This is a genomic window from Shinella zoogloeoides, from assembly GCF_030733845.1.
GTDB classification, from domain to species: Bacteria; Pseudomonadota; Alphaproteobacteria; order Rhizobiales; family Rhizobiaceae; genus Shinella; species Shinella zoogloeoides_C.
The window spans coordinates 105,469-132,434 of record NZ_CP132312.1; the positions used below are offsets into that span (position 1 = coordinate 105,469).

26 protein-coding genes are annotated in these 26,966 nt (G+C 64.9%); 9 read left to right on the plus strand and 17 right to left on the minus strand.

The genetic code is table 11. The features are described from left to right. Positions 1 to 3: 3 nt before the first annotated feature. Positions 4 to 465 carry a GFA family protein gene (locus tag Q9316_RS20950; protein ID WP_306035675.1) on the plus strand — a complete coding sequence of 154 codons (462 nt, stop codon included), beginning with the start codon at positions 4 to 6 and terminating at the stop codon, positions 463 to 465. A 95-nt stretch (positions 466 to 560) separates the two neighbouring features. On the opposite strand, the gene Q9316_RS20955 is transcribed toward Q9316_RS20950, so the two are convergent. After that, on the minus strand, positions 561 to 722 hold the full coding sequence (locus tag Q9316_RS20955) for a hypothetical protein (RefSeq protein WP_306035676.1): 162 nt from the start codon (positions 720 to 722) through the stop codon (positions 561 to 563). 385 nt (positions 723 to 1,107) lie between these two features. Here Q9316_RS20955 and Q9316_RS20960 point away from each other — a divergent pair, with 385 nt between their 5' ends. Both Q9316_RS20960 and Q9316_RS20965 read left to right on the plus strand, forming a co-directional pair. Continuing rightward, positions 1,108 to 2,349 (plus strand): AGE family epimerase/isomerase, encoded by a 1,242-nt coding sequence (locus Q9316_RS20960; RefSeq protein WP_306035677.1) that lies wholly within the window; start codon positions 1,108 to 1,110, stop codon positions 2,347 to 2,349. A gap of 25 nt (positions 2,350 to 2,374) precedes the next feature. Further along, positions 2,375 to 2,776, plus strand: coding sequence for a DUF3307 domain-containing protein (locus Q9316_RS20965; protein ID WP_306035678.1), 402 nt, complete (start codon positions 2,375 to 2,377; stop codon positions 2,774 to 2,776). On the opposite strand, the gene Q9316_RS20970 is transcribed toward Q9316_RS20965, so the two are convergent. Continuing rightward, a complete protein-coding gene (locus Q9316_RS20970; RefSeq protein ID WP_306035679.1) occupies positions 2,773 to 3,672 on the minus strand; it encodes a hypothetical protein in 900 nt (299 codons plus the stop codon). The genes Q9316_RS20965 and Q9316_RS20970 overlap by 4 nt on opposite strands. A 269-nt stretch (positions 3,673 to 3,941) precedes the next feature. Between Q9316_RS20970 and Q9316_RS20975 the strand changes: the two genes are divergently transcribed. The 3 genes from Q9316_RS20975 to Q9316_RS20985 all read left to right on the plus strand — a co-directional run bounded on the left by Q9316_RS20975 (position 3,942) and on the right by Q9316_RS20985 (position 7,828). Then, complete coding sequence (locus Q9316_RS20975) at positions 3,942 to 4,991, plus strand: helix-turn-helix domain-containing protein (RefSeq protein WP_306035681.1); 1,050 nt, start codon at positions 3,942 to 3,944, stop codon at positions 4,989 to 4,991. 78 nt (positions 4,992 to 5,069) lie between these two features. Next, entirely contained in the window at positions 5,070 to 6,443 is a 1,374-nt protein-coding gene (locus Q9316_RS20980; protein ID WP_306035682.1) for a transaminase, read from the plus strand. Next, positions 6,440 to 7,828 carry a glutamine synthetase family protein gene (locus Q9316_RS20985; RefSeq protein ID WP_306035683.1) on the plus strand — a complete coding sequence of 463 codons (1,389 nt, stop codon included), beginning with the start codon at positions 6,440 to 6,442 and terminating at the stop codon, positions 7,826 to 7,828. The genes Q9316_RS20980 and Q9316_RS20985 overlap by 4 nt, the downstream gene beginning before the upstream one ends. A 3-nt stretch (positions 7,829 to 7,831) precedes the next feature. On the opposite strand, the gene Q9316_RS20990 is transcribed toward Q9316_RS20985, so the two are convergent. From Q9316_RS20990 to Q9316_RS21045, 12 genes are all read right to left on the minus strand, one after another. Continuing rightward, the gene (locus Q9316_RS20990) at positions 7,832 to 8,119 is read right to left on the minus strand and encodes a type II toxin-antitoxin system RelE/ParE family toxin (protein WP_306035832.1); all 288 of its coding nucleotides are present in this window, start codon (positions 8,117 to 8,119) and stop codon (positions 7,832 to 7,834) included. Positions 8,120 to 8,128: 9 nt separating this feature from the next. Continuing rightward, positions 8,129 to 8,365, minus strand: coding sequence for a CopG family ribbon-helix-helix protein (locus Q9316_RS20995; RefSeq protein ID WP_306035684.1), 237 nt, complete (start codon positions 8,363 to 8,365; stop codon positions 8,129 to 8,131). Between the two features lie 37 nt (positions 8,366 to 8,402). Beyond that, the gene (locus Q9316_RS21000) at positions 8,403 to 9,548 is read right to left on the minus strand and encodes an alpha-hydroxy acid oxidase (RefSeq protein ID WP_306035833.1); all 1,146 of its coding nucleotides are present in this window, start codon (positions 9,546 to 9,548) and stop codon (positions 8,403 to 8,405) included. Positions 9,549 to 9,781: 233 nt separating this feature from the next. Next, positions 9,782 to 10,825 (minus strand): class II fructose-bisphosphate aldolase, encoded by a 1,044-nt coding sequence (gene fba / locus Q9316_RS21005; RefSeq protein WP_306035685.1) that lies wholly within the window; start codon positions 10,823 to 10,825, stop codon positions 9,782 to 9,784. A 246-nt stretch (positions 10,826 to 11,071) separates the two neighbouring features. Next, entirely contained in the window at positions 11,072 to 13,786 is a 2,715-nt protein-coding gene (locus tag Q9316_RS21010; protein WP_306035686.1) for a DNA translocase FtsK, read from the minus strand. 225 nt (positions 13,787 to 14,011) lie between these two features. Beyond that, complete coding sequence (mnhG, locus tag Q9316_RS21015) at positions 14,012 to 14,410, minus strand: monovalent cation/H(+) antiporter subunit G (RefSeq protein ID WP_306035687.1); 399 nt, start codon at positions 14,408 to 14,410, stop codon at positions 14,012 to 14,014. Further along, entirely contained in the window at positions 14,407 to 14,688 is a 282-nt protein-coding gene (locus Q9316_RS21020) for a K+/H+ antiporter subunit F (protein ID WP_306035688.1), read from the minus strand. The genes mnhG and Q9316_RS21020 overlap by 4 nt, the downstream gene beginning before the upstream one ends. Continuing rightward, positions 14,685 to 15,161: a Na+/H+ antiporter subunit E gene (locus Q9316_RS21025; protein ID WP_306035689.1), complete on the minus strand. Its 477-nt coding sequence runs from the start codon at positions 15,159 to 15,161 to the stop codon at positions 14,685 to 14,687. The genes Q9316_RS21020 and Q9316_RS21025 overlap by 4 nt, the downstream gene beginning before the upstream one ends. A gap of 1 nt (position 15,162) precedes the next feature. Beyond that, positions 15,163 to 16,800 carry a monovalent cation/H+ antiporter subunit D gene (locus Q9316_RS21030; RefSeq protein ID WP_306035690.1) on the minus strand — a complete coding sequence of 546 codons (1,638 nt, stop codon included), beginning with the start codon at positions 16,798 to 16,800 and terminating at the stop codon, positions 15,163 to 15,165. Next, complete coding sequence (locus tag Q9316_RS21035; RefSeq protein ID WP_306035691.1) at positions 16,797 to 17,135, minus strand: Na+/H+ antiporter subunit C; 339 nt, start codon at positions 17,133 to 17,135, stop codon at positions 16,797 to 16,799. The genes Q9316_RS21030 and Q9316_RS21035 overlap by 4 nt, the downstream gene beginning before the upstream one ends. Next, the gene (locus tag Q9316_RS21040; protein ID WP_306035692.1) at positions 17,135 to 20,053 is read right to left on the minus strand and encodes a monovalent cation/H+ antiporter subunit A; all 2,919 of its coding nucleotides are present in this window, start codon (positions 20,051 to 20,053) and stop codon (positions 17,135 to 17,137) included. The genes Q9316_RS21035 and Q9316_RS21040 overlap by 1 nt, the downstream gene beginning before the upstream one ends. A gap of 99 nt (positions 20,054 to 20,152) precedes the next feature. Continuing rightward, the gene (locus Q9316_RS21045) at positions 20,153 to 20,455 is read right to left on the minus strand and encodes a hypothetical protein (RefSeq protein ID WP_306035693.1); all 303 of its coding nucleotides are present in this window, start codon (positions 20,453 to 20,455) and stop codon (positions 20,153 to 20,155) included. A 469-nt stretch (positions 20,456 to 20,924) separates the two neighbouring features. Here Q9316_RS21045 and Q9316_RS21050 point away from each other — a divergent pair, with 469 nt between their 5' ends. Next, positions 20,925 to 21,245 carry a DUF2934 domain-containing protein gene (locus tag Q9316_RS21050; RefSeq protein ID WP_306035694.1) on the plus strand — a complete coding sequence of 107 codons (321 nt, stop codon included), beginning with the start codon at positions 20,925 to 20,927 and terminating at the stop codon, positions 21,243 to 21,245. 5 nt (positions 21,246 to 21,250) lie between these two features. On the opposite strand, the gene Q9316_RS21055 is transcribed toward Q9316_RS21050, so the two are convergent. From Q9316_RS21055 to Q9316_RS21065, 3 genes are read right to left on the minus strand one after another with little or no spacing between them, the layout of a single operon-like run. After that, complete coding sequence (locus Q9316_RS21055) at positions 21,251 to 22,297, minus strand: glutathione synthase (protein WP_306035695.1); 1,047 nt, start codon at positions 22,295 to 22,297, stop codon at positions 21,251 to 21,253. Between the two features lie 11 nt (positions 22,298 to 22,308). Beyond that, positions 22,309 to 24,204 carry a flavohemoglobin expression-modulating QEGLA motif protein gene (locus tag Q9316_RS21060; RefSeq protein WP_306035696.1) on the minus strand — a complete coding sequence of 632 codons (1,896 nt, stop codon included), beginning with the start codon at positions 24,202 to 24,204 and terminating at the stop codon, positions 22,309 to 22,311. Continuing rightward, on the minus strand, positions 24,201 to 25,013 hold the full coding sequence (locus tag Q9316_RS21065) for an N-formylglutamate amidohydrolase (protein ID WP_306035697.1): 813 nt from the start codon (positions 25,011 to 25,013) through the stop codon (positions 24,201 to 24,203). Before Q9316_RS21065 ends, Q9316_RS21060 begins: the two co-directional genes overlap by 4 nt. A gap of 142 nt (positions 25,014 to 25,155) precedes the next feature. Between Q9316_RS21065 and Q9316_RS21070 the strand changes: the two genes are divergently transcribed. Both Q9316_RS21070 and Q9316_RS21075 read left to right on the plus strand, forming a co-directional pair. Beyond that, positions 25,156 to 25,527: a YbaN family protein gene (locus Q9316_RS21070; protein ID WP_306035698.1), complete on the plus strand. Its 372-nt coding sequence runs from the start codon at positions 25,156 to 25,158 to the stop codon at positions 25,525 to 25,527. Beyond that, positions 25,524 to 26,966: a cryptochrome/photolyase family protein gene (locus Q9316_RS21075; RefSeq protein WP_306035699.1), complete on the plus strand. Its 1,443-nt coding sequence runs from the start codon at positions 25,524 to 25,526 to the stop codon at positions 26,964 to 26,966. Before Q9316_RS21070 ends, Q9316_RS21075 begins: the two co-directional genes overlap by 4 nt.

The window sequence follows — 26,966 nt, forward strand, 5'->3', positions numbered from 1 at the left end:
GCAATGGCCGGCACGGAAAAGACGGAAGCCCTCGACAAGGACATGGACCGGATCCGCGGCGCCTGCCATTGCGGCTCCGTGCGCTTTCAGGTTTGCCTGACGAACGGTCTGCACACCGCCCGCCGATGCTCCTGCTCCTATTGCCGCATGCGCGGCGCCATCGCGGTTTCCGCAGACATTTCCGGCATCGTCATCGAACAGGGCGAGGCGTTCCTGACCCTCTATCAGTTCAACACAATGACCGCGAAACACTATTTCTGCTCTCGATGCGGCATCTATACCCACCACCAGCGCCGCTCCAACCCCAGCCAGTACGGCGTGAACGTCGCCTGCCTCGAAGGCCTAAGTCCCTTCGATTTCGAGGAAGTTCCCGTCAACGACGGCGTCGCTCATCCGTCTGACCGGAAAGGCGAGAGCGGTCCGGTTTTGGCAGGGGTGCTGAAGTTCATCCCTGCCGACCGCTGAACAGCGCCGCCTGCGAGTGCGTGTCGCACTTCAAACTTGAACCCACCCAGCTACAGTCCTAAGTCACATAAGCTGAATTATGGAACTGAAAACTGTCAACCGACGAGGCCGAAGATGACGGCGCTGACGAAGAGGAAGGCGCCGGCGATGGCGATGTTGTTGACGACGAACTGCCGCTCGGCGCGGCGTGCCCGACGGGTGCTGACAGGGCTGAAGGCCCCGTAGGTGGAACGGCCGTCGAGTTTCGTACTGCTCATCAACCATCATCCCTTCTTCGGGAGGCCGTGATGCGGCCTTCTCCAAGGGCGGAACGTCATGTCCGCCCGTTCTCTGCGATGAGTTATATATTATCCCTATAAGATTGGTAGGGTATTTTTTCTCAATTTCGCCGCAATCGTAAACGCCCGTTTCGAGCTGGTGTCACCAAGGCCAACGGCCCGGCCGCGGTTTGTGCTGTCCGCCGCTCGCGGGTTGCGGCGCCTGTCTTTCTGAGCCATAAATCCCTCCCCACCTGTCGAGGTCAGCCGTCATTGCGAGCGTTGCGGGCCGTGCGCGATACCACGCCACGGTAAATTCTCCCGCGCTCCGGCCAGCCCGGCACCGGACAAGACAATGCGGACCGATCAAAAAGGAGAACGCATCATGGGCGCAACGGGACATCTCGGTACGGCTTGGCGCAAGCGCGACTACCACCGTCAATGGCTGTGGCGGGAAGCGAACCGCCTGTTCGATTTCTTCCAGAACCGGGCTTTCAATCCGCTTGGCGGCTTCCACGAACTCGACGCGGAAGGCCGGCCGCTCAATCCCGGCAATCCGGTGCGCGGCATCCACTCCACCGCGCGCATGGTGCATTGCTTTTCGATCGGCAGCCTGCTCGGCCGCCCCGGTTCAGACGACATCGTCGACCACGGCATGAAGTATCTCTGGGAAAAGCACCGGGACCACGAGCGCGGCGGCTATCACTGGTCGCTGGATAATGCCGGCCTGCTCGACGCCAGCAAACAGGGCTACGGACACGCTTTCGTGCTGCTCGCTGCCTCCAGCGCCAAGGTCGCCGGCCATCCCGATGCCGATCGCATGATCGCCGACGTCACCGATATCCTGCAAGAGCGCTTCTGGGAAAACGAACACGGCGCGATTGCCGAGGAATTCGAGGCGGACTGGTCGCCGATCCCCGGCTATCGCGGCCAGAATTCCAACATGCACCTGACCGAAGCGCTGATGGCTGCCTTCGAGGCGACGGGCGACAAGAGCTATCTCGACAAGGCGGAGAGCATCGCCGACCTCGTCATCCGCCGTCGCGCCGGCGAAAACGGCTTCCGCGTGCCCGAGCACTTCGACGAGAACTGGGTGCTCGACAAGGACTATCGCGGCAACGAGATGTTCCGCCCGTCCGGCACCACGCCCGGCCACTGGCTGGAATGGGCCCGCCTCATCCTTCAACTCCACGCGCTTGGCGACCGCAAGCACGCCTGGATGCCGGAAGCCGCCAAGGCGCTCTTCGCGCAGTCGATCGCGCTCGGCTGGGACAAGGAGAAGGGCGGCTTCTTCTATACGCTCGACTGGAGCGACGAGCCGGCCAAGCGCAACAAGCTGTGGTGGCCGATGGCCGAAGGCGCCGGCGCCGCCGCCTTCCTGTGCGAGCACCTGCCGAGCGATTTCCACGAGTCCTGGTATCGCAGGATCTGGGACACGCTCGCCCGCCATTTCCTCGATCAGGATCGTGGCGGCTGGCATGAGGAACTGACGGAAGATCTCGTGCCGAGCTACACCCTGTTCGCCGGCAAGGGCGACATCTATCATGCGCTGCAGGCGTGCCTGATCCCGCTCTATCCGGCGACGGGCAGCCTCACCAGGGGCATCATCGAGGCAGACGGCCGCTAGCGCCGGCTGCCGCAGGGCGGACGGAATGATCGACATACCGGACCAAATCCCGACCCTATGGATCGCCGCCGCCTCGGCGGCGTTCCTGGCGAAACATTTCCTTGCGGATTTCCTCCTCCAGACGGACTGGATGGCGGCGGGCAAGGACCGGCCGGCGGGCTGGTTCCTGCCCCTTGCCGCCCATGCGGGCGTGCACGGCGCATTAACCGCCGCGCTCTTCCTCTCCGTCTATCCGCCCCTCGCCTGGCTCGGTCTCGCCGATGCCGTCGTGCACGGCGCGATCGACCGGCTGAAGAGCCTTGCGGCAAGACGCGCGAAGGTCACGCCGCGTCAGGCCGGTTTCTGGTGGCTTTTCGGTGCGGACCAGACGCTGCACCACCTCACCCATATCGGACTGGCGATCCTGCTCGCCGCCGCCGCGCGTTAGGTTGCGGGCCCTTCCGGCTTGGCATGCGCCAGCGCCTCGCGCAGGAGCAGGTCCGTCAGCGCGAACTGATCGGCGAACCAGCGATCCGCCGCATGCCACATGGCGGGTGTCAGCCCTATGTCGTGGCCGCCGCGCGCTGCCGTCGTCACAAGACCGGCATCGCGCGCCGCCTCGACGATGCGGCGGACATGGGTGCGCGAGACGCCCGTCTGCATGGCGAGGCGCTGGTACCCGGTGGCGATCGTGTTGTTGCCGCTTTCGCGCGCGCCGCGCAGCAGGAGCAGAAGGATCATGTAGCCGCAATCATGGGCGAAGAACGGCGCGAGCGGCAGGTGCCGGCGGATGATCCGGCTGAGGCCCGGCAGGCGTGGCAATGTCGCCCCGCGCATCCCGCGGTGCAGGCCGGGGCTCAGCGGTCCCTTGTGCGCCTTCACCGGGGACAGGCCGAATTCCGAAAGCCCGCTCACGAGGAGGCCGAGAATGCCCGCGTCGCGCGCCAGAAGCGCATCGCTAGGGACGAGCAGGCGCACGCGACGATCGGAGGCATGGGGCTGCTGCGTGAGAAAACCGTATTTGCGCAGGTAGGAAACCTGGGCCTCGACGCGGTTGCGGCTTGCGACCCCGAGTTCCGTCACCTCCCGCTGAAGCCGTCCGAGCGTCAGCCAGGTGGATGACTGGGCCGTGTCCTGCGCGGCGTAGAGCGACAGGGCGGCGAGATAACAGAGATACCGCCCTTCCTCCAGGATCAGCCGATTGAAGAGGTGATTGCCTTCGTAGAGCGCAAGCTTGCCGTCGATCAGCCGGTCCCGCGCCTGCGCGAACCCTGGCGCCGCCAGGAACTCGAACGGCGGCACAACAAAAGCCATCGCTCCGTCATCGAATGAAATCTGATCCATATATGTTTTCCCGTTCTGGATCGGCGCGCCTATGCGGTTCTTGTCGCAGCGCCCAGGTCCGGATAGACCCATTATTTTCCATGGGGTTGCAGCCGGGATAAACTGTCAATTGTAATAGATGTTCCTGTAGACAATATGAGACGGGTGGCCAAAAGTTTGAGACGCGGTGCCAAGGCGGCACATTCGGCATGACGCCGAATTTACGGGAACCTTCATCCGTACCACTCGCTTGATAGGTAGTGTCATCCCTGCAACCGTATCGAGCCGCCATGAATTCCGCCGACAAGCTGCCCTCTCATTCCGTCCTTGCCGAAGCCGGCGCGGATTGCCGCCGGAAGAGCCAGCTCTTTGCTGAGACGCTGGATCCGATCTTTCGCACGACGATGGAAACGCCGGAACATCTCGGCGATTTCCGTGCGGGCCTTTCGACCTACTTCATGGGGCCGGCGCTTTTCCTCGTCGCCGACATGCTGGGCACGAACTATACGTTCTCCCGCGATCCCGGCCGCATCGCCCGAAGCGGGCTCGACCTCATCTTCGTCCAGTTGACCCTGGAAGGCAGCGACCTGCGCATGCTGGGCGGTGAGGCGATGACTGTGGAGGCCGGCGACATCTCGCTCTTCGACCTGTCGCGCCCCATGCATTCCGAGACCCGGCACTGTCGCAACCTCACGCTCGTCCTGCCCCGCCACCTGCTTTTCGGCAGCGAGGTCCAGAACGATGCGCTGCACGGTCTCGTGCTCAAGGGCTCCACGAGCATCGCGCGCCTGATCGGCAGCCATATGCGCGCCCTGTTCGCGGATATGGCCGATATCACGCAGGCCGAGGCGCCGGCCATCGTCACCGCCACCGCCAACCTCGTCACCGATCTCATCGCCCCGCAGGTGGCCGTGCGCAGCCAGCCTTCGCCCACCGTGCGCGGCGCCGTCATCATGGAAATCCGGCGCTACATCGAACAGAACATCGCCATGCCGGATCTCGGGCCGGAGCATCTGTGCAAGGTGTTCGGCCTGTCGCGCGCCTCGCTCTACAGGCTTTTCGAGCCGATCGGGGGCGTCACGGACCACATCCGCACCCGGCGCCTGCGCGCCGCCTTCGACATGCTGGCGAACGACGGCAAGCGCACGGTCGGCGAGATCGCCTATGCCTGCGGTTTTGCCGATATTTCCGCCTTTTCGCGCACCTTCCGCCACCAGTTCGGCATGAGCCCGAGCGAGGTGCGCGAGATGGACCGCAAAAGCCCCCTCGCCCGTGGTTCCCTCGAAAAGCAGGCCGCGACCTCCGTGCACGACTGGTTGCGTATCGTCGGTTCGCTGTAGCCATCTTGTCGTTTGACACTTGAAATCACATCCACCAGTATGTGATCACATTTCCTGGGGTGCTTTCTGGAGAACGGGATGGAGAGGGCGAAGCTGGAGGCGCGCGCCCGCGCGCTCATCGAGGCGGAAGCGGAAATTTTCCGCGCAAGGCGGCCACGCTCGGCGGCATCGCATGACGAAACGACGTCGGGCTTCTTCGACGGCGTGCCGCAGCACTGGATGCTCGATTGGCCGACGCCCTTCCCTCTCGTCGTCGATCAGGCCAGCGGCGCGGAGCTCGTCGATATCGACGGCAACCGCATCGTCGATGTCTGCCTCGGCGATACCGGCGCCATGTTCGGCCACGGCCCGGCACCGGTGCTGGAGGCGCTGAGGAATGCCGGCACGCGCGGCCTCACCACCATGCTGCCGTCCTCGGATGCGCAGGTAGTCGGCCGCCTTCTGGTCGAGCGCTTCGGCCTGCCGCGCTGGCAGCTCGGCGCCACGGCGAGCGACGCCAACCGCTTCGCGATCCGCGTCGCCCGCGCCGTTACCGGGCGTGCGAAACTGCTGGTCTTCGATGGCTGCTACCACGGCGCGGTGGACGACACGCTGGTCGATCTCGTCGACGGCAGGACCGTCTCGCGCCGCAACCTGCTCGGCCAGGTCCGCGACCTCGGCGAACTGACCGTCTCCATTCCGTTCAACGACGAGGCGGCGCTGGAAAAGGCGCTCGCCGCGCAGGACATCGCCTGCGTGCTCGCCGAGCCGGTGATGACCAATTGCGGCATGATCCCGCCCGCGCCCGGCTTCCATGATGCGCTGCGGCGTCTGACGCGCGACGCTGGGACGCTTCTCCTCATCGACGAGACGCACACCATTTCCACCGGCCTTGGCGGCTATACGAAGGTGCACGGCCTTGAACCCGACCTCATGGTCATGGGCAAGCCCATCGGCGGCGGCGTTCCCGTCAGCGTCTGGGGCATGACGCAGGCGATTTCCGACAGGCTGCACGTCATTCGCCGCGAGCAGAGCGGCCATGGCCATTCCGGCATCGGCACGACGCTTTCGGGCAGCGCGCTGCAACTCGCCTGCCTGCGCGCCTGCCTGGAGCAGGTCATGACGGAAGAGGCGTACAACACGATGCAGGCGCGCGCCGATCGTATCGAGAGCGGCTTCAAGGCGGCGATCGCCGCGGCCGGCCTCGACTGGACGGTTTCGCGCGTCGGCGCCCGGCTGGAGGTCGTTTTCTCGCCCGCGCCGGTCACGAATGCCGCCGAGGCGCGTGCCGCCGCCTCGGACACGATCGAGGCCGCATTGCACCTTTCCATGCTCAATCTCGGCTACCTGTTGACGCCCTTCCACAACATGGTGCTGGTCAGCCCCGCTCTTTCGCAGAGCCAGGCCGATGGCCTGGTGAGCGCGTTTGCGACCGTCACGGCACGTCTCGTCGAGCGGAGGGCCGCCGCGTGAGCCGCGATCTTGCCGCCCGCCCTCCGGAAGCCGCCGACATCGCGGAGGCGGAAGCGTTCCTCGCGGCCCATCCGGAAATCACCGCGTTCGATCTCGTCCTGATCGACCTCAACGGCATCGCGCGCGGAAAAATCATTCGGCGGCACGAATTGCTGCCGATCTTCCGCTCCGGCCGGCACCTGCCCGGCTCCATCCTCGGCCTTGATGTCACCGGCGAGGATGTAGAGGAAACCGGCCTCGTCTGGGCGGATGGCGATGCCGATCGTCGCGCCTGGCCGATTGCCGGCTCGCTGGTGCCCCTGCCCTGGACCAACCCGCCGCGTGGCGAAGTCCGGCTTGCCCTTTTCGAGTTGGACGGCACGCCGATGGCGGCCGATCCGCGCCATGCGCTCGCCCGCCAGGTAACGCGGCTCGAAGCCGACGGCTTTCACCCGGTGCTCGCCTATGAGCTGGAATTCTACCTGCTCGACAGGGAGCGCGCCGCGGACGGCAATTTCCAGCCGTTGCGCCTGCCGCTTTCCGGCGAACGGCCGGACGGCATCCAGGTCTACGGTGTTGCCGAGCTCGATCGGCTGGAGCCCTTCATCGATGCCGTTTACCGCGGTGCCGAGGCACAGGGCCTGCCGGTCGAAACCATGATCTCGGAATATGCCCAGGGCCAGTTCGAGCTGACGCTCCGTCATGGAAGCGCCTTGCGGGCGGCAGACGACCTCGTGATGCTGAAGCGCCTCCTGCGCGCTCTAGCCGTGCGCCATGGCATGATGGCCTGCTTCATGGCAAAACCCTTCGCCGGTCGCGCCGGCTCCGGCATGCATGTCCATGCGAGCCTTGCCGATGCCGAGGGCAACAACCGCTTCGCCGATCGAAACGAGGCCCTCTCGCCGCTCCTGAAACACGCGGTCGCCGGCCTGTTGGAGACGATGCAGGAGTCCATGCTCGTCTTCGCGCCGCACTTCAATTCCTGGCGGCGCTTTTCCGCCCAGAGCTATGCGCCGACGACACCGACCTGGGGCACCAACAACCGCAGCGTCGCCGTGCGCATTCCAGCAGGCTCCCCGGCGGGCCGCCACCTGGAGCAGCGCGCCGCCGGGATCGATTCCAATCCCTATCTCGTCGGAGCGACCGTCCTTGCCGGCATGCGCAAGGGTATTCTCGCAAAGGCCAATCCTGGCCCGGAAACGACCGCCTATGCCGAATCGGCGGGCGACGAGCTGCCGCCGGACTGGAAGAGCGCCATAGAGACGGCGGCCCGCTCGCCCTTCCTGAAGGGCGCCCTCGGCGAGCGCCTGCACCACGTCTTCCTCGCCCTCAAACGCGCCGAATACCGTCGTTTTGCCAACGAAGTGACTGCGCTGGAGCGCATGCTTTACGGCGAAGTCGTCTGAGGCTCAGAAAGTTTCTGGCCATTCGCGCGCGCCGTGCTGTACGAAGAGGACTTCGACCCGCGTTTCGAGCACCCTATAGGCTACGATGTAAGGCGTGCCGGGGACGACAAGCTCCCGCGTTCCCGCGATCTCTCCGACCCGGCCGATAAAGGGATTGTCCGAGAGGAAACGCCCGGTCCGCGTATGGATCATGGTTGCGACCTTTGCGGCCGCAACGGGATTTCGCTCCGCTATGTAGTCGGCAATTGCTTCGAGCTCTTGGAGATAGCGCCGGGTCCAGACGACCTGCAACATGCCCGATCAGCGACGTGTATGCTTGTTGAGAACGAGAGCGATCTCCTCCTCGGAGGCGAAGTCGCCGCGCTCGGCATCCGCAAGGCCGGCCTCCACGCCCGCGATCCATCGCTCCTGCCATGCGAGCGAGCGGCCATGCGCGAGTGCGTCCTCGATGATCTGGCTGCGGGTCAAGGATGACCGCGCCGCAAGCGCATCGATGCGGCGGTCGAGGTCCTTGGAGATGTCGTTGCGTTCGTCCATGGCCTATTGTCGCATAAAGCAACTCGTCTCGCCAGTATCAATCCTTGTGGAGGTTGTTGCGTGACAGGTTCTTCACATCGCGTTCGCCGCATAGCGCCATGGTGATGTCGAGTTCCTTGCGGATGATTTCGAGCGCGCGGCGCACGCCCGCCTTGCCGCCGGCGCCGAGGCCGTAGAGGAAGGGGCGGCCGATATAGGTGCCCTTGGCGCCGTAGCAGAGCGCCTTCAGCACGTCCTGGCCGGAGCGGATGCCGCCGTCGAGATGGACCTCCATCCGGTCGCCGACGGCATCGACGATGCGCGGCAGCATGCTGATCGAGGAAGCAGCGCCGTCGAGCTGGCGGCCGCCGTGATTGGAGACGATGATCGCATCCGCGCCGCTGTCGAGCGACATGCGCGCGTCCTCCTCGTCGAGGATGCCCTTGAGGATCAGCTTGCCGCCCCAGCGATCGCGGATCCACTCGATGTCCTTCCAGGACAGCTGCGGGTCGAACTGCTCCGAGGTCCAGGAGGAGAGCGAGGAGAGGTCCGTCACGCCCTTGGCATGGCCGACGATGTTGCCGAAGGTGTGGCGCTTGGTGCCGAGCATGTCGAGGCACCAGAACGGTCTTGTCGCCATCTGCCAGAGATGTTTCGGCGTGAAGCGCGGCGGAGCCGAAAGGCCGTTTCGCAGGTCCTTGTGGCGCTGGCCGAGGATCTGCAGGTCGAGCGTCAGGACGAGCGCCGAGCAGCCGGCGGCCTTGGCGCGGTCGATGAGGTTGTGGACGAATTCCTTGTCCTGCATCACATAGAGCTGGAACCAGAATGGCTTCGTCGTCACGGAGCGCACGTCCTCGATCGAGCAGATGCTCATGGTGGAGAGCGTGAAGGGAACGCCCGCCTCTTCCGCCGCCTGCGCGGCGAGCATCTCGCCGTCGGAATGCTGCATGCCGGTAAACCCGGTCGGCGCCAGGGCGACGGGCATGGACACCGTCTCGCCGATCATCTCGCTTGCCAGCGACCGGTTGTACATGTCGACGAGCACGCGCTGGCGCAGCTTGATCTTGTGGAAGTCGTCCTCGTTGGCGCGGTAGGTCCCCTCGGTCCAGGCACCGGAATCGGCATATTCGAAGAACATCTTCGGCACGCGGCGGCGCGCCTGTTCCTTCAATTCGGCGATCGTCAGGGCCTGCATTACGCTCATCATGTCCTCGCACCGGTCGGGCCGCAGCCACGACGTTCCGCTCCTTGGGGGATAGGCAATCTTTAAGAGCAGGATGGGTGGCCGGCAAGGGTCGCCGCCGAACAATCCGATATGAATGGACTATTTGCTGATAAAATTTTTAAGCCTGCCTTTGTTCGAACCGCGCCGAAGCCGCGCAAAGAAAACGCCCTCCCGATCAACTCGGGAGGGCGTCGGGCAATGCAGGAACGGCCTTACTTCGTGGCGTAGAACTTCGCCATGGCGGGCAGGCGCTTGATGCGGATGCTGGAGGCCTTGCCGGCGGTACGGAAGGCTTCGAAGCGCTCCCTGCAGACTTCCGTCATGCGGGCGGTTGCCGGCTTCAGGTAGGTGCGCGGATCGAAATTGTCCGGCTTTTCCTTGAAGTTTTTGCGGATCGTGCCGGTCATGGCGAGGCGCAGGTCCGTGTCGATGTTGACCTTGCGAACGCCGAGCGGGATCGCCTTCTGGATTTCGGCGACCGGGACGCCCCAGGTCTGCTTCATCTCGCCGCCATAGGCGGTGAAGAGGTCCTGCAGGTCCTGCGGCACCGAGGAGGAGCCGTGCATGACGAGGTGCGTGTTCGGCAGCTTCCTGTTGATGTTGGCGATCGTCTCGATCGACAGGATGTCGCCATCCGGCGCGCGGGTGAACTTGTAGGCGCCGTGGCTGGTGCCGATGGCGACGGCGAGCGCGTCGACGCCTGTCCTTGAGACGAAGTCCAGCGCCTGGTCCGGATCTGTCAGCAGCTCTTCACGCGAAAGCTTGCCCTCGAAGCCATGGCCGTCTTCCTTGTCGCCGGCACCGGTTTCGAGGTTGCCGAGACATCCAAGCTCGCCTTCGACCGAGACGCCGGCCGCATGGGCGATCTTCACGACTTCCGCCGTCACGTCGACATTGTAGTCGTAGCTGGCGACGGTCTTTCCGTCGGCGAGCAGCGAGCCGTCCATCATGACGGAGGTGAAGCCGTTGGTGATGGCGGAGATGCAGGTGGACGGCTGGTCGCCATGATCGAGATGCAGGCAGACCGGGATGTGCGGATATTCTTCAGCGGCGCCGAGGATGAGGTGGCGCAGGAACGCATCGCCCGCATAGGAGCGCGCACCGCGGCTCGCCTGCAGGATCACCGGGGAGTCCGTCGCGTCCGCCGCACGCATGACCGCCTGGACATACTCCAGGTTGTTCACATTGAATGCCGGCAGTGCGTAGTCGTTCTCCGCTGCGTGATCGAGCAATTGCCGCATGGTGATCAATGCCATTCCTATCCTCCTTTGAAAGCAGTTTCTCACGGGGTCGCAGGCACTATTCACGCATCGCCCGCCATATGCAACAGCACTCAAAGACCCGGTCGCGAGCCAAATCGATTAAATGGAGCGGCGGAAATAAATTTCCCGTGGACATGGTAAAAATCCGGCCCGCGGGTGCGGGCCGGATCCGGAAAATCCATCCATTTCAAATAAGTAGGACAATTGCCCGGCGCGCGGGCAATCGCCGGTGGGAAAACCTTAGTCCTCGTCGCCGGTTTCCGGAGCGGGGAAGCTGCTGCGCTCGCCGGTGATGATCTCGCGCTTGCCGACATGGTTGGCGGGGCCGACGAGCCCTTCCTTCTCCATGCGCTCGACCAGGGACGCGGCACGGTTGTAACCGACGGCCAGGCGCCGCTGGATATAGGAGGTCGAGCACTTGCGATCGCGCATGACGACCTTGACGGCCTTTTCGTAGAGGTCGTCGCCGTCCTCGGCCGCGATGTCGCCCTTGTCGAACACCGCACCGCCGGCCGCCGGCTTCTCGTCCTCTTCCTCCTCCTCGTCGGCGGTGACCGTCTCCAGATATTCCGGACGGCCCTGCGCCTTGAGGTGCAGCACGACCTTTTCCACTTCCTCGTCGGAGACGAAGGGGCCGTGGACGCGGGAGATGCGTCCGCCGCCGGCCATGTGCAGCATGTCGCCCTGGCCGAGCAGCTGTTCTGCCCCCTGTTCGCCGAGGATGGTGCGGCTGTCGATCTTCGACGTCACCTGGAAGGAGATGCGGGTCGGGAAGTTCGCCTTGATCGTGCCGGTGATGACATCGACCGAGGGACGCTGCGTCGCCATGATGAGGTGGATGCCGGCGGCGCGGGCCATCTGGGCGAGCCGCTGGATCGCGCCTTCGATCTCCTTGCCGGCGACCATCATCAGGTCGGCCATCTCGTCGACGATGACGACGATATAGGGCATCGGCTCGAGGGAGAGTTCCTGCTCCTCGTTGATCGCCTCGCCGGTTCCCTTGTCGAAGCCGGTCTGCACGCTGATCGCGATCGTCTCGCCCTTGTCGCGTGCGAGGGCGACGCGGTTGTTGTAGCCGTCGATGTTGCGCACGCCGAGGCGGGACATCTTCCTGTAGCGGTCCTCCATCTCGCGCACCGCCCATTTCAGCGCCATGACGGCCTTTTTGGGATCGGTGACGACAGGGGTCAGGAGGTGCGGGATGCCGTCATAGATCGACAGTTCCAGCATTTTCGGATCGACCATGATCAGGCGGCATTCTTCCGGGCGGAACCGGTAGAGCAGCGACAGGATCATGGTGTTGATGGCAACGGACTTGCCCGAACCGGTGGTGCCGGCGACAAGCAGGTGCGGCATCTTGGCGAGCTCGGCGATGACGGGCTCGCCGCCGATGGTCTTGCCAAGGCAGATCGGCAGCTTGAAGCCGGTCTTGGCGAAATCGGGCGAGTCGATCATCTCGCGGAAATAGACGGTTTCGCGGGTCGTGTTCGGCAGCTCGATGCCGATGACGTTGCGGCCGGGCACGACCGCGACGCGGGCGGAAAGTGCCGACATGGAGCGGGCGATATCGTCGGCAAGGCCGATGACGCGCGAGGATTTGACGCCGGGCGCCGGCTCGAATTCGTAGAGCGTGACGACCGGGCCGGGGCGAACGTGGATGATCTCGCCGCGCACGCCGAAATCTTCCAGCACGCTTTCCAGCAGGCCGGCATTCTGTTCGAGCTGTTCCTGCGTCAGCACGAAGCCGACGGTGCGCGGCGGCTCCTGCAGCAGTTCGCGCGGCGGATATTCGTAGGTGTCGCCAGCGGGCGTCGCCATGGTGACCTGGAACGGCCGGGCGCGCGACAGCACCGACGACGGCGTCTCACGTACCGGCTCCACGACGGCGGCCGGGGTGATGGCCACCGCCGCGGGCTTGATCTCGATGACGGCCGAAACGGGCTCCGCGACGGCTTCGACAACCGGCGTCGCGATGGCGGCGACCGGCTCGGCCTTGATCTCGGGAATGGCCGCAAACGTCTCGACGGCTGCCGGACGGGTCAGGGCCGGGCGGCATTCGACGACGCGGAAGTGCGACGCGATAGATGCCGGGTCCACGCGTCTTTCTTCCACGGGCGGGCGGGTCGCGACGACCACTGGTGCGGGAACCGGCGTCGGGGCGGGCATGCGCACGACGGTGACGACCGGCTTTACCGGCACGTCGGCGATCTCCACCGCCGGGGCCAGCGTCTCGAAGAAGGCGTGGTCGGAAAGGTGGGCGAAGCGGCTGATCGCCTCGCGGATATCGGCCTTTACGGCCGGCCGGACGGCGGGGACGACCTGCGCCACGGCCGGTTCCGGCGCGGCGACGGGCGCCTGGACCGGAGTGGCCGGCTTGAACACGACGGCGGCATCGGCCGGAACCGTGTTCCTGGCGGCGGCAACGACGGACTGGACGAATTGCGGGACCGGATCGACAGGGGGCGTGGCGACCGGCTGGTCGCGGCGGCGGCGGTCCTCGAGGGCGTCGCGCAGGCGCTGCAGTAGTTCCGTCTGGGAGAACTGCGACGGCTGGGCCGGAGTGGTCTGCGGCGATGCGGTCTGGACAGGCTGCACCGGATCGGGCTCGGTGACGGCGGGCTCGATCGTCAGGACCTCTTCGGCAGCGGCCTCCTCGATCTTCGCGGCGACCTTGTCCGGGGTACGTGTGAAGCGGACATTCGGCGCCATGTAGAAATGGCTCTCCCAGCTTCCGTCGGTATATTGGCCGGGGTCGTAGCCGCGCAGCGCCGGCGAGCGGAACCGCGGGCGATAGTCTTCGTCGTTGGCGACCGGCTCATGGGCGGCATGCCAATCGTCTGCCTCGGGAACCTCCTCCGGCAGGGTGTTGTTTTCATAGGAGTATTGCAACGATTGCTCGTCGTTCTCCCCTTCGGTCTCGAGGATGGGATAGAAGTTTGTTCTGGAAATACGCATGAACTGAAAACTCGACGATCATTGCCGATAGGGATGCGTAGATGGTTAGGAAATGAAGGTTAACAATGTCTTTGGACGGCCGGAAATTCCTCTTCACGATCCCGTTTCAAATCACTTTGTTTCCTGCCCGGCGGGCGTGGCAAACCGCCGGCGGCAGGCCATTTGGCCGAGACAGGAAACGCCAAAAAAACTTTGGTGAAATTTGGCGGCTGGCGGCGCTTGCAATCACTCGCCGGCGGCGGGCTGACCTTCTGCCGCGTCGGGCTCAACCGGAGCCTCGGCGGGCACGTCCGGATTGCTCTCGGCCCGGTCCCGATGCAAGGCGGCGCGGGCAAGCAGCATGAGCGTGACGGGGGTGGTGACGGTCACGAAGATGCCGATGAGGATTTCATGCACGACGGGACGCGTGGCGAGCACCGTGAAGAAGATCATCGAAGCCATGACGATGCCGCCCACGCCCCAGCTCGATCCGAGCGTCGGCGCATGGATGCGCTCGTAGAAGGTTGGCAGGCGCGAGAAGCCGATCGTACCGATGAGCGTCAGCCCTGCGCCGACGACGAGGAAGAAGGAGACGAGGAACGCGGCCCAGGCGGGCAGGTCGCCGGCATGTTCGATCGTGCTCATTCGATCACCTCCCCGCGCATAAGGAATTTGGCGAGTGCGACAGTCGCGACGAAGCCGAGCATGCCGATGACCAGCGCGGCCTCGAAATAGATGACCTTACCGGTGCGGATGCCAAACACCAGGAGAAGCAGCATCGAGTTCACGTAGAGCGTATCGAGCGCGAGGACGCGGTCCTGTGCGCGCGGCCCGCGGGACATGCGCAGCGCCGCCAGCGCCATGGCGAGCACCAGGCAGACCTGAGCGAAGGTGATGGACCAGACGAGGATGGTTTGGCTCATTCGAATATCTCCATCAGCAGCGCCTCGTAGCGTCCCTTGATCAGCGTGCGCCACTCCGTTTCGTCGACGAGGTCGAGCACATGGATCAGCACCGTCCGGTTCAACGAGTTGTATTCGAGCCAGGCGGTTCCCGGCGTGCTCGTCACGATGACGGCGAGCACGGCGAGCGCCGTCGGGTTTTCGAGGTCGAGCGGCACGGTCATGAAACCGGATTGGAACCGCTTCCGGCGCCCCGCGATCAGGATCGAGGCGACGGCGATGTTCGAGCGCACGATATCGTAAAGCACGATGCCGACGAGCTTCGGCAGCAGGTACCATTTCGGCAGGCGCGGCTTAGCCGGTCTCAGCGAGGCCATGCCCCAGGAAGCGAAGACGGAGACGATGCAGCCGAGGATGAGGTGCCCCAGCGTGAAGCCGTTGAGGGCGAGCCACATGAGGACGAGCGAGGCACTGAGCAGCGGATAGGGCAGCATGTCAGATCCCTCCCCCGCCATCGGGCCCGCTTGGTTCGGACACCCCGGCGCGGCGGGCATTGACCACCGCATCGATGTAGGATGCCGGCTGCTGCAGGTTGCGCACGGTTTCTTCCATGTAGCTCATCGCGGGGCCGGCCTTGACGGTCAGCGTCAGCGTCAGCGCGATCAGCAGCATGACGGGCGCCATTTCCATGACGAGGACGCGGGGCACCGTGCCTTCCATCGAGGCCCAGAAGGTGCGGATGCCGGCGCGGGTCATGGAGATGAGGGCCGCGAGCCCCGAGAGGATGAGCAGGCCGACGACCAGCCAGACGGACGCGGCAATCGGCCCTTCGCCCTCAACACCAGCGCCGATCATGCCGGTCAGCATGGCGAACTTGGCGACGAAGCCGGACAGCGGCGGCAGGCCGGACAGGAGGATGCCGCAGGCGGCAAAGCAGATGCCGAGTACGGCGATCGTGCCCGGCATGGTGACGCCGATCTCGACCTCCTCCTCTTCCTCGTCCGCATCGCCATAGGCTTCCATCGTCACGGCGAGAACCGAGGCGCCGGCGTCCTGGCCGCGCTCGACGAGTTCGATGAGCAGGAAGAACGCGCCGATCGTCAGCGTCGAGCTGACCATGTAGAAGAGCGCGCCAGCCGTGACCACGCCGTTGTTGAGGCCGAGCACGGCGAGAAGCGTGCCGGAGGAGACGAGCACGGAATAGCTCGCGAGCCGGCCGAGCGCCTGGGAGGCGAGCACGCCGATCGTGCCGAAGGCGATGGTCGCCATGCCGCCGTAGAGCAGCACGTTGAGCCCGAGGCCGGCGGATTCTCCCTGCCCGAAGACCAGCAGCGACAGCCGCAGGAGGACGTAGATGCCGACCTTGCTCATGATGGCGAAGATGCCTGCGACCGGCGCCGTCGCGGCGCTGTAGGCGCCTGGCAGCCAGAAGTTCAGCGGCCACATGCCGGCCTTGATGAGGAAGACCACGCCGAGAATGCCGGCGCCCGCCTCCAGCAGCATGCGCCGCTGGCCCTCGATCTCGCCGATGCGCAAGGCAAGGTCGGCCATGTTGAGCGTGCCCGCCGAACCGTAGATCGCGCTGACGCCGATGAGGAAGCAGAGCGCGGCGGCGAGGTTGACGGCGATGTAGTGCATGCCGGCCTTGACGCGCATCGAGCCGGAGCCGTGCATCAGGAGACCGTAGGACGCGGCGAGCATCACCTCGAAGAAAACGAAGAGGTTGAAGAGATCGCCGGTCAGGAACGCGCCGTTCAGCCCCATCAGCAGGAACTGGAACAACGAGTGGAAATGCGCGCCGGCCGTATGCCAGCGGGCGAGCGAATAGACGAGCGTCGGGATGGCGAGGATCGAGGCCAGTACGAGCATCAGGGCCGACAGGCGGTCGACTACCAGCACGATGCCGAAGGGCGCCGGCCAGTTGCCGAGCATGTAGACGCCCTCGAAACTGCCCGCGCCGTTGCTCGCCAGCCGCAGCAGGCTGATGGCGAGCGCGGCGAGCGCCAGGCATGAGACGACGCTGATCATGGCCTTCACGACGCGCTGGCGCTCGTCGAAGAACAGGAGCAGCGCGCCCGCGACAAGCGGGACGATGATCGGCGCGATGATGAGGTGTTGCTGCCAGCCGCTCATTTCGGCTGCTCCCTGCCGTCGACATGGTCCGTGCCGGTCAGGCCGCGCGCGGCGAGCAGGACCACGAGGAACAGCGCCGTGGTGGCGAAGCCGATGACGATGGCGGTGAGCACAAGTGCATGCGGCACGGGATCGGTCATCGTCGAGATGTCCACGCCCTCCTCCAGCAGCGGCGCGGCATTGGACTTCACGCCGCCGACGCCGAAGATGAAGAGGTTGACCGCATAGGAAAGCAGGGAAAGGCCGATGATGACCTGATAGGTGCGCGGGCGCAGGATTAGCCAGACGCCGGACCCTGTCATGATGCCGATACCGATCGAAAGAACGAGTTCCATCAGGCTTCCTCCGCCTTGGGGGCTTCGAGATTGCGGACCCGATGCGTGCGGATGGATTGGTGGGCGAGTGCGATGAGGATCAGCACGGTCGCGCCCACGACGAGCGAGAACACGCCGAGATCGAACAACAGGGCCGTTGCCGCCGGCACCTTGCCGATCAACGGCACCTCTATGTATTGCGAATGGGTCGTCAGGAACGGATAGCCGAACAGCCACGCCCCGATGCCTGTGGCGACCGCCATCAGAAGGCCGAAGCCCATCCAGCGCAGCGGCAGGATGCGGATACGGTCTTCGGCCCAGCGCACGCCGCCGCCGAGATATTGCAGCAGGAAGGCGATCGCCATGGTGATGCCGCCGGCAAAGCCGCCGCCCGGCAGGTCATGCCCGCGCAGGAAGAGATAGATCGCGAAGGTGATGATGACCGGGAACATCCACTGCATGATGACCGAGGGCACGAGCAGGTAGTCGCGCACCGTATCGCCCGCCGAACGCTCGGGACGTTCGGCGTCGTAGGCCGCCTGGATGCGCTGCTGCTCCGGCTTCTCGATGCTGTCGGGCGCCGGGCGGAAACGGCGGAGCAGCGCGAACACCGTCAGCGCCACGATGGCCAGGACCGCGATCTCGCCCATCGTGTCGAAGCCGCGGAAGTCGACGAGGATGACGTTGACGACGTTGCGGCCGCCGCCTTCCGTATAGGCCTTCTCCAGGAAATAGCTGGCGATCGCGTCCGGCACAGGCTGCTTCATGATCGCGTAGGAGAAGACGAACATGCCGAAGCCGCAGGAGACGGCGAGCAGGAAATCGCGGAAACGGCGGCTGCGCGCGGCGAGCGTCACCGAATTATCGACCTTCTCCGAGCGCTTCGGCAGCCAGCGCAGGCCGAGCAGCAGAAGGACCGTCGTGACGATCTCCACGACGAGCTGCGTGATGGCAAGGTCCGGTGCCGACAGCCAGACGAAGGTGATGCAGGTCGTGATGCCGGCGCCGCCGAGCAGGACGAGCGCGGCAAGGCGATGGTATTTCGCCTGATAGGCCGCGCCGAGCGCGCAGAAGGCGCCGATGCACCACACGGCGGCGAAGATCGGATCGACCTCGCCGAAGGCGAGCGGTGTCGGTGCGAAGCCCGCCATGTAGAGCGGCACGACGCCGGCAAGGAGGCCGGCGGCCGCGACGAGGCGCAGTTGCGGCTGGAGATTGCGGGTGCCGAAACGGCTTTCCAGCCAGCGTGCCCATTTCCAGGACACCGTGACCAGCACGCGCTCGAAGATGCGCTGGCCGGCAAGATGCCGGAAGATCGGCGGGCCGTCGTCGCATTTGGCGAGGTAGTCCTTCAGCACGGCATAGAGCGCCGCTCCGCCTATCAGCGCGATCAGGCTCATGATGAGCGGCGTGTTGATGCCGTGCCAGACGGCAAGGCTGTATTCGGGCGTGCGGTCGCCGAGCACCGAGACCACCGCCGAATGCAGGAACGGGCCGATCGACAGGCTCGGGATGATGCCGACGACGAGGCAGGCGAGCACGAGGAACTCGATGGGAAAGCGCATCCAGTGTGGCGGTTCGTGCGGCTTCGGCTTCGGCAGGTCGGTCGGTTCGGGACCGAAGAAGACCATGTGGATGAAGCGGATCGAATAGGCGACGGAGAAGGCGCCGGCGAGCGTCGCGATATAGGGCAGCGCCCGGTCGAGCACGGAATCGGCATGCGTCTCGACCGCCTCGGCGAAGAACATCTCCTTGGAGATGAAGCCGTTGAGCAATGGCACGCCGGCCATGGCCGCGCTCGCCACCATGGCGAGCGTGCCGGTTATCGGCAGGTATTTGAAGAGCCCGCTCAATCGTCGCATGTCGCGCGTGCCGGTCTCGTGGTCGATGATGCCGGCGGCCATGAACAGCGAGGCCTTGAAGGTGGCGTGGTTCATCATGTGGAAGATCGCCGCGACGGCGGCGACCGGGCTGCCGAGGCTGAGCAGCGTCGTGATGAGGCCGAGATGGCTGATCGTCGAATAGGCGAGCAGCCCCTTCAGGTCCTGCTGGAACATGGCGAAGTAGGCGCCGAGAAGCAGCGTGCTGATGCCGGCTATGCCGACCAGCATGAACCATTCATAGGTGCCGGAAAGCGCCGGCCAGAAGCGCACAAGCAGGAAGACGCCGGCCTTCACCATGGTGGCGGAATGCAGGTAGGCCGAGACCGGCGTCGGCGCGGCCATGGCGTTCGGCAGCCAGAAGTGGAACGGCACCTGCGCGCTCTTCGTCAGCGCGCCGATCAGGATCAGCACCAGCGCCGTCAGGTATAGCGGATGCGCCTTGATCATGTCGCCGGATGCCAGCACGACGTCGAGATCGTAGCTGCCGACGATGTGGCCGAGCACGAGAAGGCCGGCGAGCAGGCAGAAGCCGCCGATTCCGGTGATCGTCAGCGCCATGCGCGCGCCGTCACGGGCTGCCGCATTGTTGTGCCAGTAGCTGATCAGCAAGAACGAGAAGATGCTCGTCAATTCCCAGAACACCGAGAGCAGGATGATGTTGCCCGACAGCACGATGCCGAGCATCGAGCCCATGAAGGCGAGCAGGAACGAGAAGAAGCGCGGAACCGGATCTTCCTCGGACATGTAGTAGCGTGCGTACAGCACGACGAGGAAACCGATGCCGGTGATCAGCATGGTGAACAGCCAGGCGAAGCCGTCCATGCGCAGGGTGAAATTCAGGCCGAGCTGGGGCAGCCATTCGAGATCCAGCCGAACCTTGCCGCCGGTGCGCACCGCGGGATAGAGCGCGGCGGTCATGAGAAGGGCGGCAAAGGCCACGAGGCCGGACATGCGCGCGGCCAGGACGCGGGAATCCGTGCGCAGCAGGATGATCGCAGCCAGGCTTCCCGCGAAGGGAAGGCAGACCAGCAGGACCAGAATAGTTTCACCTGTCATCGTTTGATCGATCGCTTTCGAACGTCAGGGCTTCTCTCACGCCGGCGCGCCGGCGGCATCGGGAAGACCGCGCGCGATCGACGGGGATCGGGGCGGTCGTCAGGCGAAACTCAACGGAGGGGCACGCGCCCCGCGGGTATCGATGCGGCCATTGCCTGAAAGGCAAGGCGGAACCATGGCCGTCGCGATGCCTGTCTGGCGGGGAAGGCCATCTGCTGTCGCCAGCAGGCAGGCAAGATCGCTTCCGTCACTGTGGAGCGGCGTCACCTTGCCCGCGACGACACGCTTGCGGACTTCCATGTCGGCAGGCGCCGATGGATATCCCGCAGTCTTCTGCGTGCTGTAGCGAAGCACTTTCGACGTGGCCGTGGTGACCGAAGGCACCGAGAGCGTCGTCATCAACAGCAAAAGACAGGTCAGCGCAGTGCAAAGAAGGCGGAAAGCCCGACAAAACGGCCGATCCTGTTGCCTCGATGCTATCAAACGCCCTGCCTCTCGTTGCCGTCGTCCGTTCTGAAGATTCTTTCATTCGGACAATACGTTGGCGGGATCGGCACTGTCCACCCGCAAGCATGAAACTTTTCCAAAATCACGCCGATTTGCCACGCGGGAAGGATGAATTTTCTCAAGCCATGCCGAAATGGCCAAGCTGTCGCACGCGGCTTGCCTTGAAGCCCCGTTTCTTTGGGCGCATTCTAACGGTGCGAATCGTTTGAAGCAGACTTGGCTCCGACGAGGGTCTCGCCCGGAGCGCAAGGTGCGCCAAATATCTGGACTGCCGGCCTTTTCCGGTCGTCCGGCGAGTTCCGTGTCCGGTTCCTGTGCGCAGCAATCGGCATGGCATCAGTTCACTCTTCAATGGGGATCGACGATGACGGATGCGCGACGGGAATGGATCAGCAAAAGGGCCTATTCGATCTGGGAGGAAGCCGGCCGGCCGCACGGTCATGACGGCGAGCACTGGGAGCAGGCAGCGCGCGAGCGTGACGAATTCGAGCAGGTGGCGCTTGCACCGGAAACGAAAGCAGCGAAGAAGCCGCTGATCGAAATCTCCACGAAGGCGCAAGCGAAGAAGGCCGAAACGGCCAAGCCGAAGAAGAAGGCGGAGGCCGCGGCCGAAAAGCCGCTGGCCGCCAAGGCCGCCGCCAAGGCGAAATCGGCCAAGACGGCGGCAAACAGCAAGCCGATCTGACTTTCCTACAAGGTGGCGAGCGTCCTGTTGGCGATCACGCCGGCATAGGCATCCCGCTGGGAGACCTTGTCTTCCAGCGCCGCGATGACGCTGTCGGAGAAATCGGCGTCGTAGAGATCGAACATCGTGCTCAGCCCGCCCGGCGTGAAGACGTTGATCTCGAGGATCTTGTCGCCGACGATATCGAGGCCGACGAGGAACATGCCGTCCTCGACGAGCTTCGGCCGCACCATCTCGGCGATGGCGAGGATTTCCGGCGTGATCTCGACGGCCTCGGCCGTGCCGCTGGCGTGGATGTTCGAGCGCACTTCGCCCTTTGCCGGCACGCGGCGGATCGCGGCATATTTGCCGTCGCGCTCCAGCGGGCGGCCGTTCATCAGGAAGAGCCGGATATCGCCTTCCGTCGCCGCCGGCAGGTAGTTCTGGGCGATCAGGTAGCCCTCCCCGCTCACCGCCTCGAAAATCTGGTTGAGGTTCGCCTCGTCCGGCGAGCCGATCTTGAAGACATTCTTGCCGCCGGAGCCCTGCAACGGCTTCATGATGACGCCTTCCTTGTGCGCATCGAGGAAGGCGCGGATCTCGTCGATGCTCTTGGATATCAGCGTTTCCGGCCGCACGGCCCGCGGAAAGCCCTGGAAATAGAGCTTGTTCTGCGCCAACGCCAGGCCGTCCGGGTCGTTGACGACGATGGTCCCGCGCGCCGTGGCGAGCCGCCCGAACATGGCGCCGACATGTGCCGCCCAGGGCCTTCCGTCCGCATCCAGCGAGGGGTCGTTGCGCAGGAAGAGCACGTCGACGTCGCGCACATCCATCGTCTCGACCGTCGTGTCGTCTCCCTGCAGGGCCGAATGGAAGCTCTCCGCTTTCTTGTAGCGCTTGCCGGGCAGCACGCGGCCGCGCACGCAGAGGCTGTCGTCGGCACGCAGCACGAAATCGCCCGGCGTCACGTAGCAGATGTCGTGCCCCCGCGAGAGCGCCGCCATGGCGAGCGCCGTCGTGGTGTAGGTCGGGGTTTCCCCCTCGATGGAATTGACGAAAAAGGCGATACGCATGGTCGCTCTCCTCAAGCTTGGAGCATGGCAAGGGGTGACAGGCCTGTCCGGGCGCGCTCCAGCCTTGCGCGCCCGCGTTCGGTTTCGAGGCACAGCGGGCGAAGGATCGGCGGCTTCAGCAGGCCGCGCGCGCCGAGTTCCTCCATCACGCTGAAATGGGCGGCGGAAATCTTTCCCATCCAGAACGGATCGAGCGCCCCGCCGGCTTTCAGGTGGCTGAGCAGGGAGAGGAGGCCGCGCAGGTAGATCGCATCCTTGGCAAGCCCTCCCCCGCGAAAAACGCGCAGCAGCAGGCCGAAGGCGGTCTCCGCATCCAGTTCGTGCTCGCGCGTCAGCAGCCGGAAACTCTCGACGAAGGACGCGCCGGCCAGCATTAAATCGCAGCCGACGACGCGGGCCGCAAGCAGGCGAAGGCGCTCCGGCGTGAAGCCGCCGGCGAGGTATTCGGCGAAGACGGCAAGCCCCTCCTGCATGCCCTCGTAGCCTGAAAGCCCGGTACGGAAGACCCGCAGGCCCTGCGCCGATCCGTTGAAATAGGTGAGGAGATGCACACCCACCTCATGGCTGAGCAGCGCATCGACGCGGTGGCGCATCATGCGCGTGCGGCGGGAGATGAGAAGCCGGCGGCCCGAGACGAGCAGTCCCGCCGGCACGTCGTCGCGCAGCTCGATCGCCGCGTCGAAACCGTCATAGCGCTCGTGATAGTTCATCATCATGGAGCGCGCCCGGCGCTCGACATAGAAGCAATCCACGACCTCGTCATTGTCGGGCGCCAGCGACGGCATGCGCCTGGCGTCGGCCGTATCTTCGAGAACTTCGGAGGCAGCCTTGAGCAGGGACCGCTCGACGGGGCCATAGAGGGCGCGGCCGAACTCCACGAAACGCGCCTTCTCCCTTTCGGCGATGAGGGTCAGTTGCAGGTCGAGCTCCTGCTGCTTCTCGCGGTAGATCTGGTGGAGAACCGGGTCTTCGAGGCGATCGAGCACGATGGCGTAGAGGCGTCGCTTCTCCCGCTCCACCAGAAGGCTGAGCGGGCGGTAGAGGAACCGCGGCGGCTTGCCGTAATCGTTCGCCTTGAACTCTTGCCAGGCGGCGTTGGCGTTGATCGGCGTGACGGCAAGCAGGAAATCGAAGCTGGAGGCGACCTCGTCCATGCCGCGATCCGCCCGCTCGACCGCATCGACGAACGCCTTGCGGCCGAAGGCGCGGTACGTGACGGGCTTGGGGAACCCGTCCCTTTCAAGGAAGGCGGCGAAGGCGCGCAGGCCCGCATCGAGGAAATTGTCGATAAGGCGCTCGCGCAATTCCGGGTACATGTCGTCCGAACCGGGCACGCGGTAGATCGGCGCAAAGCGCAGGGTCAGCAGCGGAAAGCGCAATGCCAGCAGTTCCGGCCGAACGCGGGGGTCGTCCTCTGCCGCGCAGGTTTCGACATGGGGCGTGCGGAAACGGGCCTCGAAGTCTTCCACCGCCGCCTCGAATGCGTCCACCGCACGTTTGGCCGCCGCGCCGCGCGTTGCCGACAGCATCACCTCGAAGGGCTGGAGAAACGGGGCGTCGTCGGACAGAAGCCGATCTCGGTCGAATTCGTCGACATCCATCAGCAGGAAGGCGCCGAATTTCCTGTGCAGCAGTTGCGCGATCGGAGCAAGAAGCGCGACGGCGTCCTCCATGCGGCTTGCGAGCAGGTAGGAGGCATTTGCCGCCGCCACTTCGCGCGCGACGACATGCTTTTCCGGGTCGCCGATGTGCAGGCAGAGGAACGGCAGCGGACGGTCGATATGCAGGCGACCGCCCTCGAAATCGCGCCGCACCGGCTTGCCGGCCTCAAGCGCCTCGATGACGTCTTCGGCGAGCGTCTTTTCCTTCTTCCGGCGCGGCTTTCGCGCTGCCTTCGCTGAGGTCATGCGACCTCCCGCAGCGCCCGTTCGAGCACTGGCACCGAAGCGGCGATGAGGCCGCGAAGCGCGGCGATGGCCTGCCAGTCCGGCGCTCCGGTCCATTCATCCATGAAGACCTTCTTGAATTCGACGGCGATGGCGCAGCCGTTTTCGGCAAAGCGCTCGTGAATGAAGCGCGTCTGCTCGCCGCGCCCCTGAAAGGCGACGTTCTCGCGCACGTCCAGCCGGCGGCCGAGAAAATCGAAATCGGCGGCGAAGGCCATGAAGGCATCGACGACAGGCGCCCAGCGCGCGCGATCCATGGAACTGGTGCCGATATTGATCTCGGGCGCCTCGCTGCCGGCCGTCGATGGTGCGGCGGGGCCGGCGCGGCGATGATTGTAGCTGTGAATGTCGAGAACGACGAAGCGGCCGTAGCGTGCCTCCACGCCGCGAAGATAGCTTTCCAGCATCTCGTAATAGGCATCGTGCACGGAGTGAATTTGCTGGACCTCGGCATCCGAGGGCTGTTCGCGCCAGACCTTCAGCCCCCAGGCCTGTTCCGGCCGCAGGTAGACGGCGCCGTCGCGGGCGCGGTTGAGGTCGACCTCGAAGCGCGAACGGTGAAAGACGATGCGATTGGGGAGATCGAGAATGGTATGCGCGGTGAACGGATCTTCTTCACGCAGCCGCTCATCGGTTTCGAGCGCCATCTTCCGCAGGAGATTTGCACGCACGGCATGACCGTCGTGGATGGCCGTGCCGATCACGGGCGAAGCACCGCGCTGCGCCGTCCACCACAGATGATTGTCTTCGTGCTCGGCATTTTCCAGCATTCGCTCCGCCCCGTTTGTTCCAGTGGGCAAGGAATGCCCGAGGAAGATGTTCGTTCCACCGGCCGCGGCACCTTGGCCCCTTGGAGGCGGAAGAAAAGCACTCTATCTCAGCGTTCACTGCGTTTTTCGACGAGGATGTCCCGTGCGCTCGATCTATATGCTGGCAGGCTTGCTGATGACGGCGCTCGGCATTGTCGGCGCCTTCCTGCCGCTGCTGCCGACGACGCCTTTCCTGCTTGTCGCCGTCTGGTGCTTCTCGCGCTCCTCGCCGCGCCTCGAACACTGGCTCCTCAATCACCGCACGCTCGGCCCGCCGCTGAGCAACTGGCGACGGGAAGGCGCGATCGCCGGCCGCACGAAGGTCGTCGCCATCTGCCTGATCGTCGCGAGCTACGGCTTCTTCCTCTATCGCACGCAGCCCTCGCCGCTTCTCGCCGTCATCATAGGGCTGGTGCTGTCGGGAAGCGCCCTTTTCATCCTGACGCGTCCGCTGCCGAAAGGCATCGACCCATGACGGAAAAGCACGGCGCCCCTGTCATCGTCTGGTTCCGCAAGGACCTGCGCACGGACGATCACGCGGCCCTCGCCGCCGCGGCCGAAACCGGATTTCCCGTCATCGCGCTCTATATCCGCGAGCCGGACGGCGCGGGAACCGGCCCGCTGGGGGCGGCGCAAGCCTGGTGGCTGCATCATTCGCTGGCATCGCTCGGCAAGACGCTGAGGGCACTCGGAACGCCGCTCATCCTGAGAAGCGGTGCGGCTGCCGACGTCCTCGATACCCTCATCGAGGAAACCGGAGCGGGAAGCGTCCATTGGAACCGCCGGCACGATCCCGCGGGCATCGCCATCGACACGGACATCAAGGCGGCGCTGAAGGCGCGCGGCATCACGGCCAGGAGTTTTGCCGGGCAATTGCTGCACGATCCGGCACGTCTCCAGACCGGCGAGAAGAAACCGTACCGGGTCTACACGCCGTTCTGGAAGGCTCTGGAGCGCGAGGGGGAACCGCACGAGCCGATCGACGCGCCGGAAAGCCTGAGATCATTTTCCGGGGTGCTGCACTCCGAACGGCTGGATGACTGGGCCTTGCTGCCGGCAAGGCCGGACTGGGCGACGGCATTCAAGGATATCTGGACACCCGGACAGGCAGCGGCCCGCGAACGGCTCGACGATTTCGTCGACGGTGCGATCGAAGGATACAGGACGAACCGCGACCGTCCGGCGATCGATGCGACGTCGATGCTCTCGCCGCATCTGGCGATGGGCGAAATCTCCCCTGCCCGCATCTGGCACGCGACACGCGGACTGAAGATGCCGACGGAGGACGTGATCCACTTCCGCAAGGAACTGGCCTGGCGGGAATTCTGCTACCACCTGCATTTCCATTTCCCGCAACTTTCGGACAGGAACTGGAACGACCGCTTCGATGCCTTTCCCTGGGAAGCGTCCGGCAGGAATTTCGCGCTCTGGACGCGCGGCAGGACGGGCTATCCCATCGTCGATGCCGGCATGCGGCAGCTCTGGCAGCACGGCTGGATGCACAATCGCGTGCGCATGATCACCGCCTCCTTCCTCATCAAGCACCTGATGATCGACTGGCGGCGCGGCGAGAAATGGTTCCGCGACACGCTGGTCGATGCGGACGCCGCGTCGAATGCGGCGAACTGGCAATGGGTGGCGGGGTCCGGGGCAGATGCATCGCCCTTCTTCCGCATCTTCAACCCGATCCTGCAGGGCGAGAAGTTCGATCCCGAAGGCACCTATGTCCGCACATTCGTGCCGGAACTGGAGAAACTGGATGCGAAGTGGATCCACAAGCCCTTCGATGCGCCCGAAAGCGCGCTGAGCAAGGCGGGCGTGGAGCTTGGCAGGACCTATCCGAAGCCGATGGTCGATCACGGCAAGGCGCGCGAACGCGCCCTTGCCGCCTACAAGTCACTGAAGGACGGCTGA

Bases quoted from the DNA above. Each gene is read 5' to 3' on its own strand.
- Q9316_RS20975 (WP_306035681.1), top strand. From the start codon at position 3,942: ATGAATTCCGCCGACAAGCTGCCCTCTCATTCCGTCCTTGCCGAAGCC.
- Q9316_RS21020 (WP_306035688.1), bottom strand. From the start codon at position 14,688: ATGAGCCAAACCATCCTCGTCTGGTCCATCACCTTCGCTCAGGTCTGC.
- Q9316_RS20970 (WP_306035679.1), bottom strand. From the start codon at position 3,672: ATGGATCAGATTTCATTCGATGACGGAGCGATGGCTTTTGTTGTGCCG.
- Q9316_RS21065 (WP_306035697.1), bottom strand. From the start codon at position 25,013: ATGCTGGAAAATGCCGAGCACGAAGACAATCATCTGTGGTGGACGGCG.
- Q9316_RS21060 (WP_306035696.1), bottom strand. From the start codon at position 24,204: ATGACCTCAGCGAAGGCAGCGCGAAAGCCGCGCCGGAAGAAGGAAAAG.
- Q9316_RS20960 (WP_306035677.1), top strand. From the start codon at position 1,108: ATGGGCGCAACGGGACATCTCGGTACGGCTTGGCGCAAGCGCGACTAC.
- Q9316_RS20995 (WP_306035684.1), bottom strand. From the start codon at position 8,365: ATGGACGAACGCAACGACATCTCCAAGGACCTCGACCGCCGCATCGAT.
- mnhG (WP_306035687.1), bottom strand. From the start codon at position 14,410: ATGAGCACGATCGAACATGCCGGCGACCTGCCCGCCTGGGCCGCGTTC.
- Q9316_RS20980 (WP_306035682.1), top strand. From the start codon at position 5,070: ATGGAGAGGGCGAAGCTGGAGGCGCGCGCCCGCGCGCTCATCGAGGCG.
- Q9316_RS21010 (WP_306035686.1), bottom strand. From the start codon at position 13,786: ATGCGTATTTCCAGAACAAACTTCTATCCCATCCTCGAGACCGAAGGG.
- Q9316_RS20955 (WP_306035676.1), bottom strand. From the start codon at position 722: ATGAGCAGTACGAAACTCGACGGCCGTTCCACCTACGGGGCCTTCAGC.
- Q9316_RS21050 (WP_306035694.1), top strand. From the start codon at position 20,925: ATGACGGATGCGCGACGGGAATGGATCAGCAAAAGGGCCTATTCGATC.
- Q9316_RS21000 (WP_306035833.1), bottom strand. From the start codon at position 9,548: ATGAGCGTAATGCAGGCCCTGACGATCGCCGAATTGAAGGAACAGGCG.
- Q9316_RS20950 (WP_306035675.1), top strand. From the start codon at position 4: ATGGCCGGCACGGAAAAGACGGAAGCCCTCGACAAGGACATGGACCGG.
- Q9316_RS21030 (WP_306035690.1), bottom strand. From the start codon at position 16,800: ATGAGCGGCTGGCAGCAACACCTCATCATCGCGCCGATCATCGTCCCG.
- Q9316_RS21035 (WP_306035691.1), bottom strand. From the start codon at position 17,135: ATGGAACTCGTTCTTTCGATCGGTATCGGCATCATGACAGGGTCCGGC.
- fba (WP_306035685.1), bottom strand. From the start codon at position 10,825: ATGGCATTGATCACCATGCGGCAATTGCTCGATCACGCAGCGGAGAAC.
- Q9316_RS20965 (WP_306035678.1), top strand. From the start codon at position 2,375: ATGATCGACATACCGGACCAAATCCCGACCCTATGGATCGCCGCCGCC.
- Q9316_RS21075 (WP_306035699.1), top strand. From the start codon at position 25,524: ATGACGGAAAAGCACGGCGCCCCTGTCATCGTCTGGTTCCGCAAGGAC.
- Q9316_RS21055 (WP_306035695.1), bottom strand. From the start codon at position 22,297: ATGCGTATCGCCTTTTTCGTCAATTCCATCGAGGGGGAAACCCCGACC.
- Q9316_RS21025 (WP_306035689.1), bottom strand. From the start codon at position 15,161: ATGCTGCCCTATCCGCTGCTCAGTGCCTCGCTCGTCCTCATGTGGCTC.
- Q9316_RS21040 (WP_306035692.1), bottom strand. From the start codon at position 20,053: ATGACAGGTGAAACTATTCTGGTCCTGCTGGTCTGCCTTCCCTTCGCG.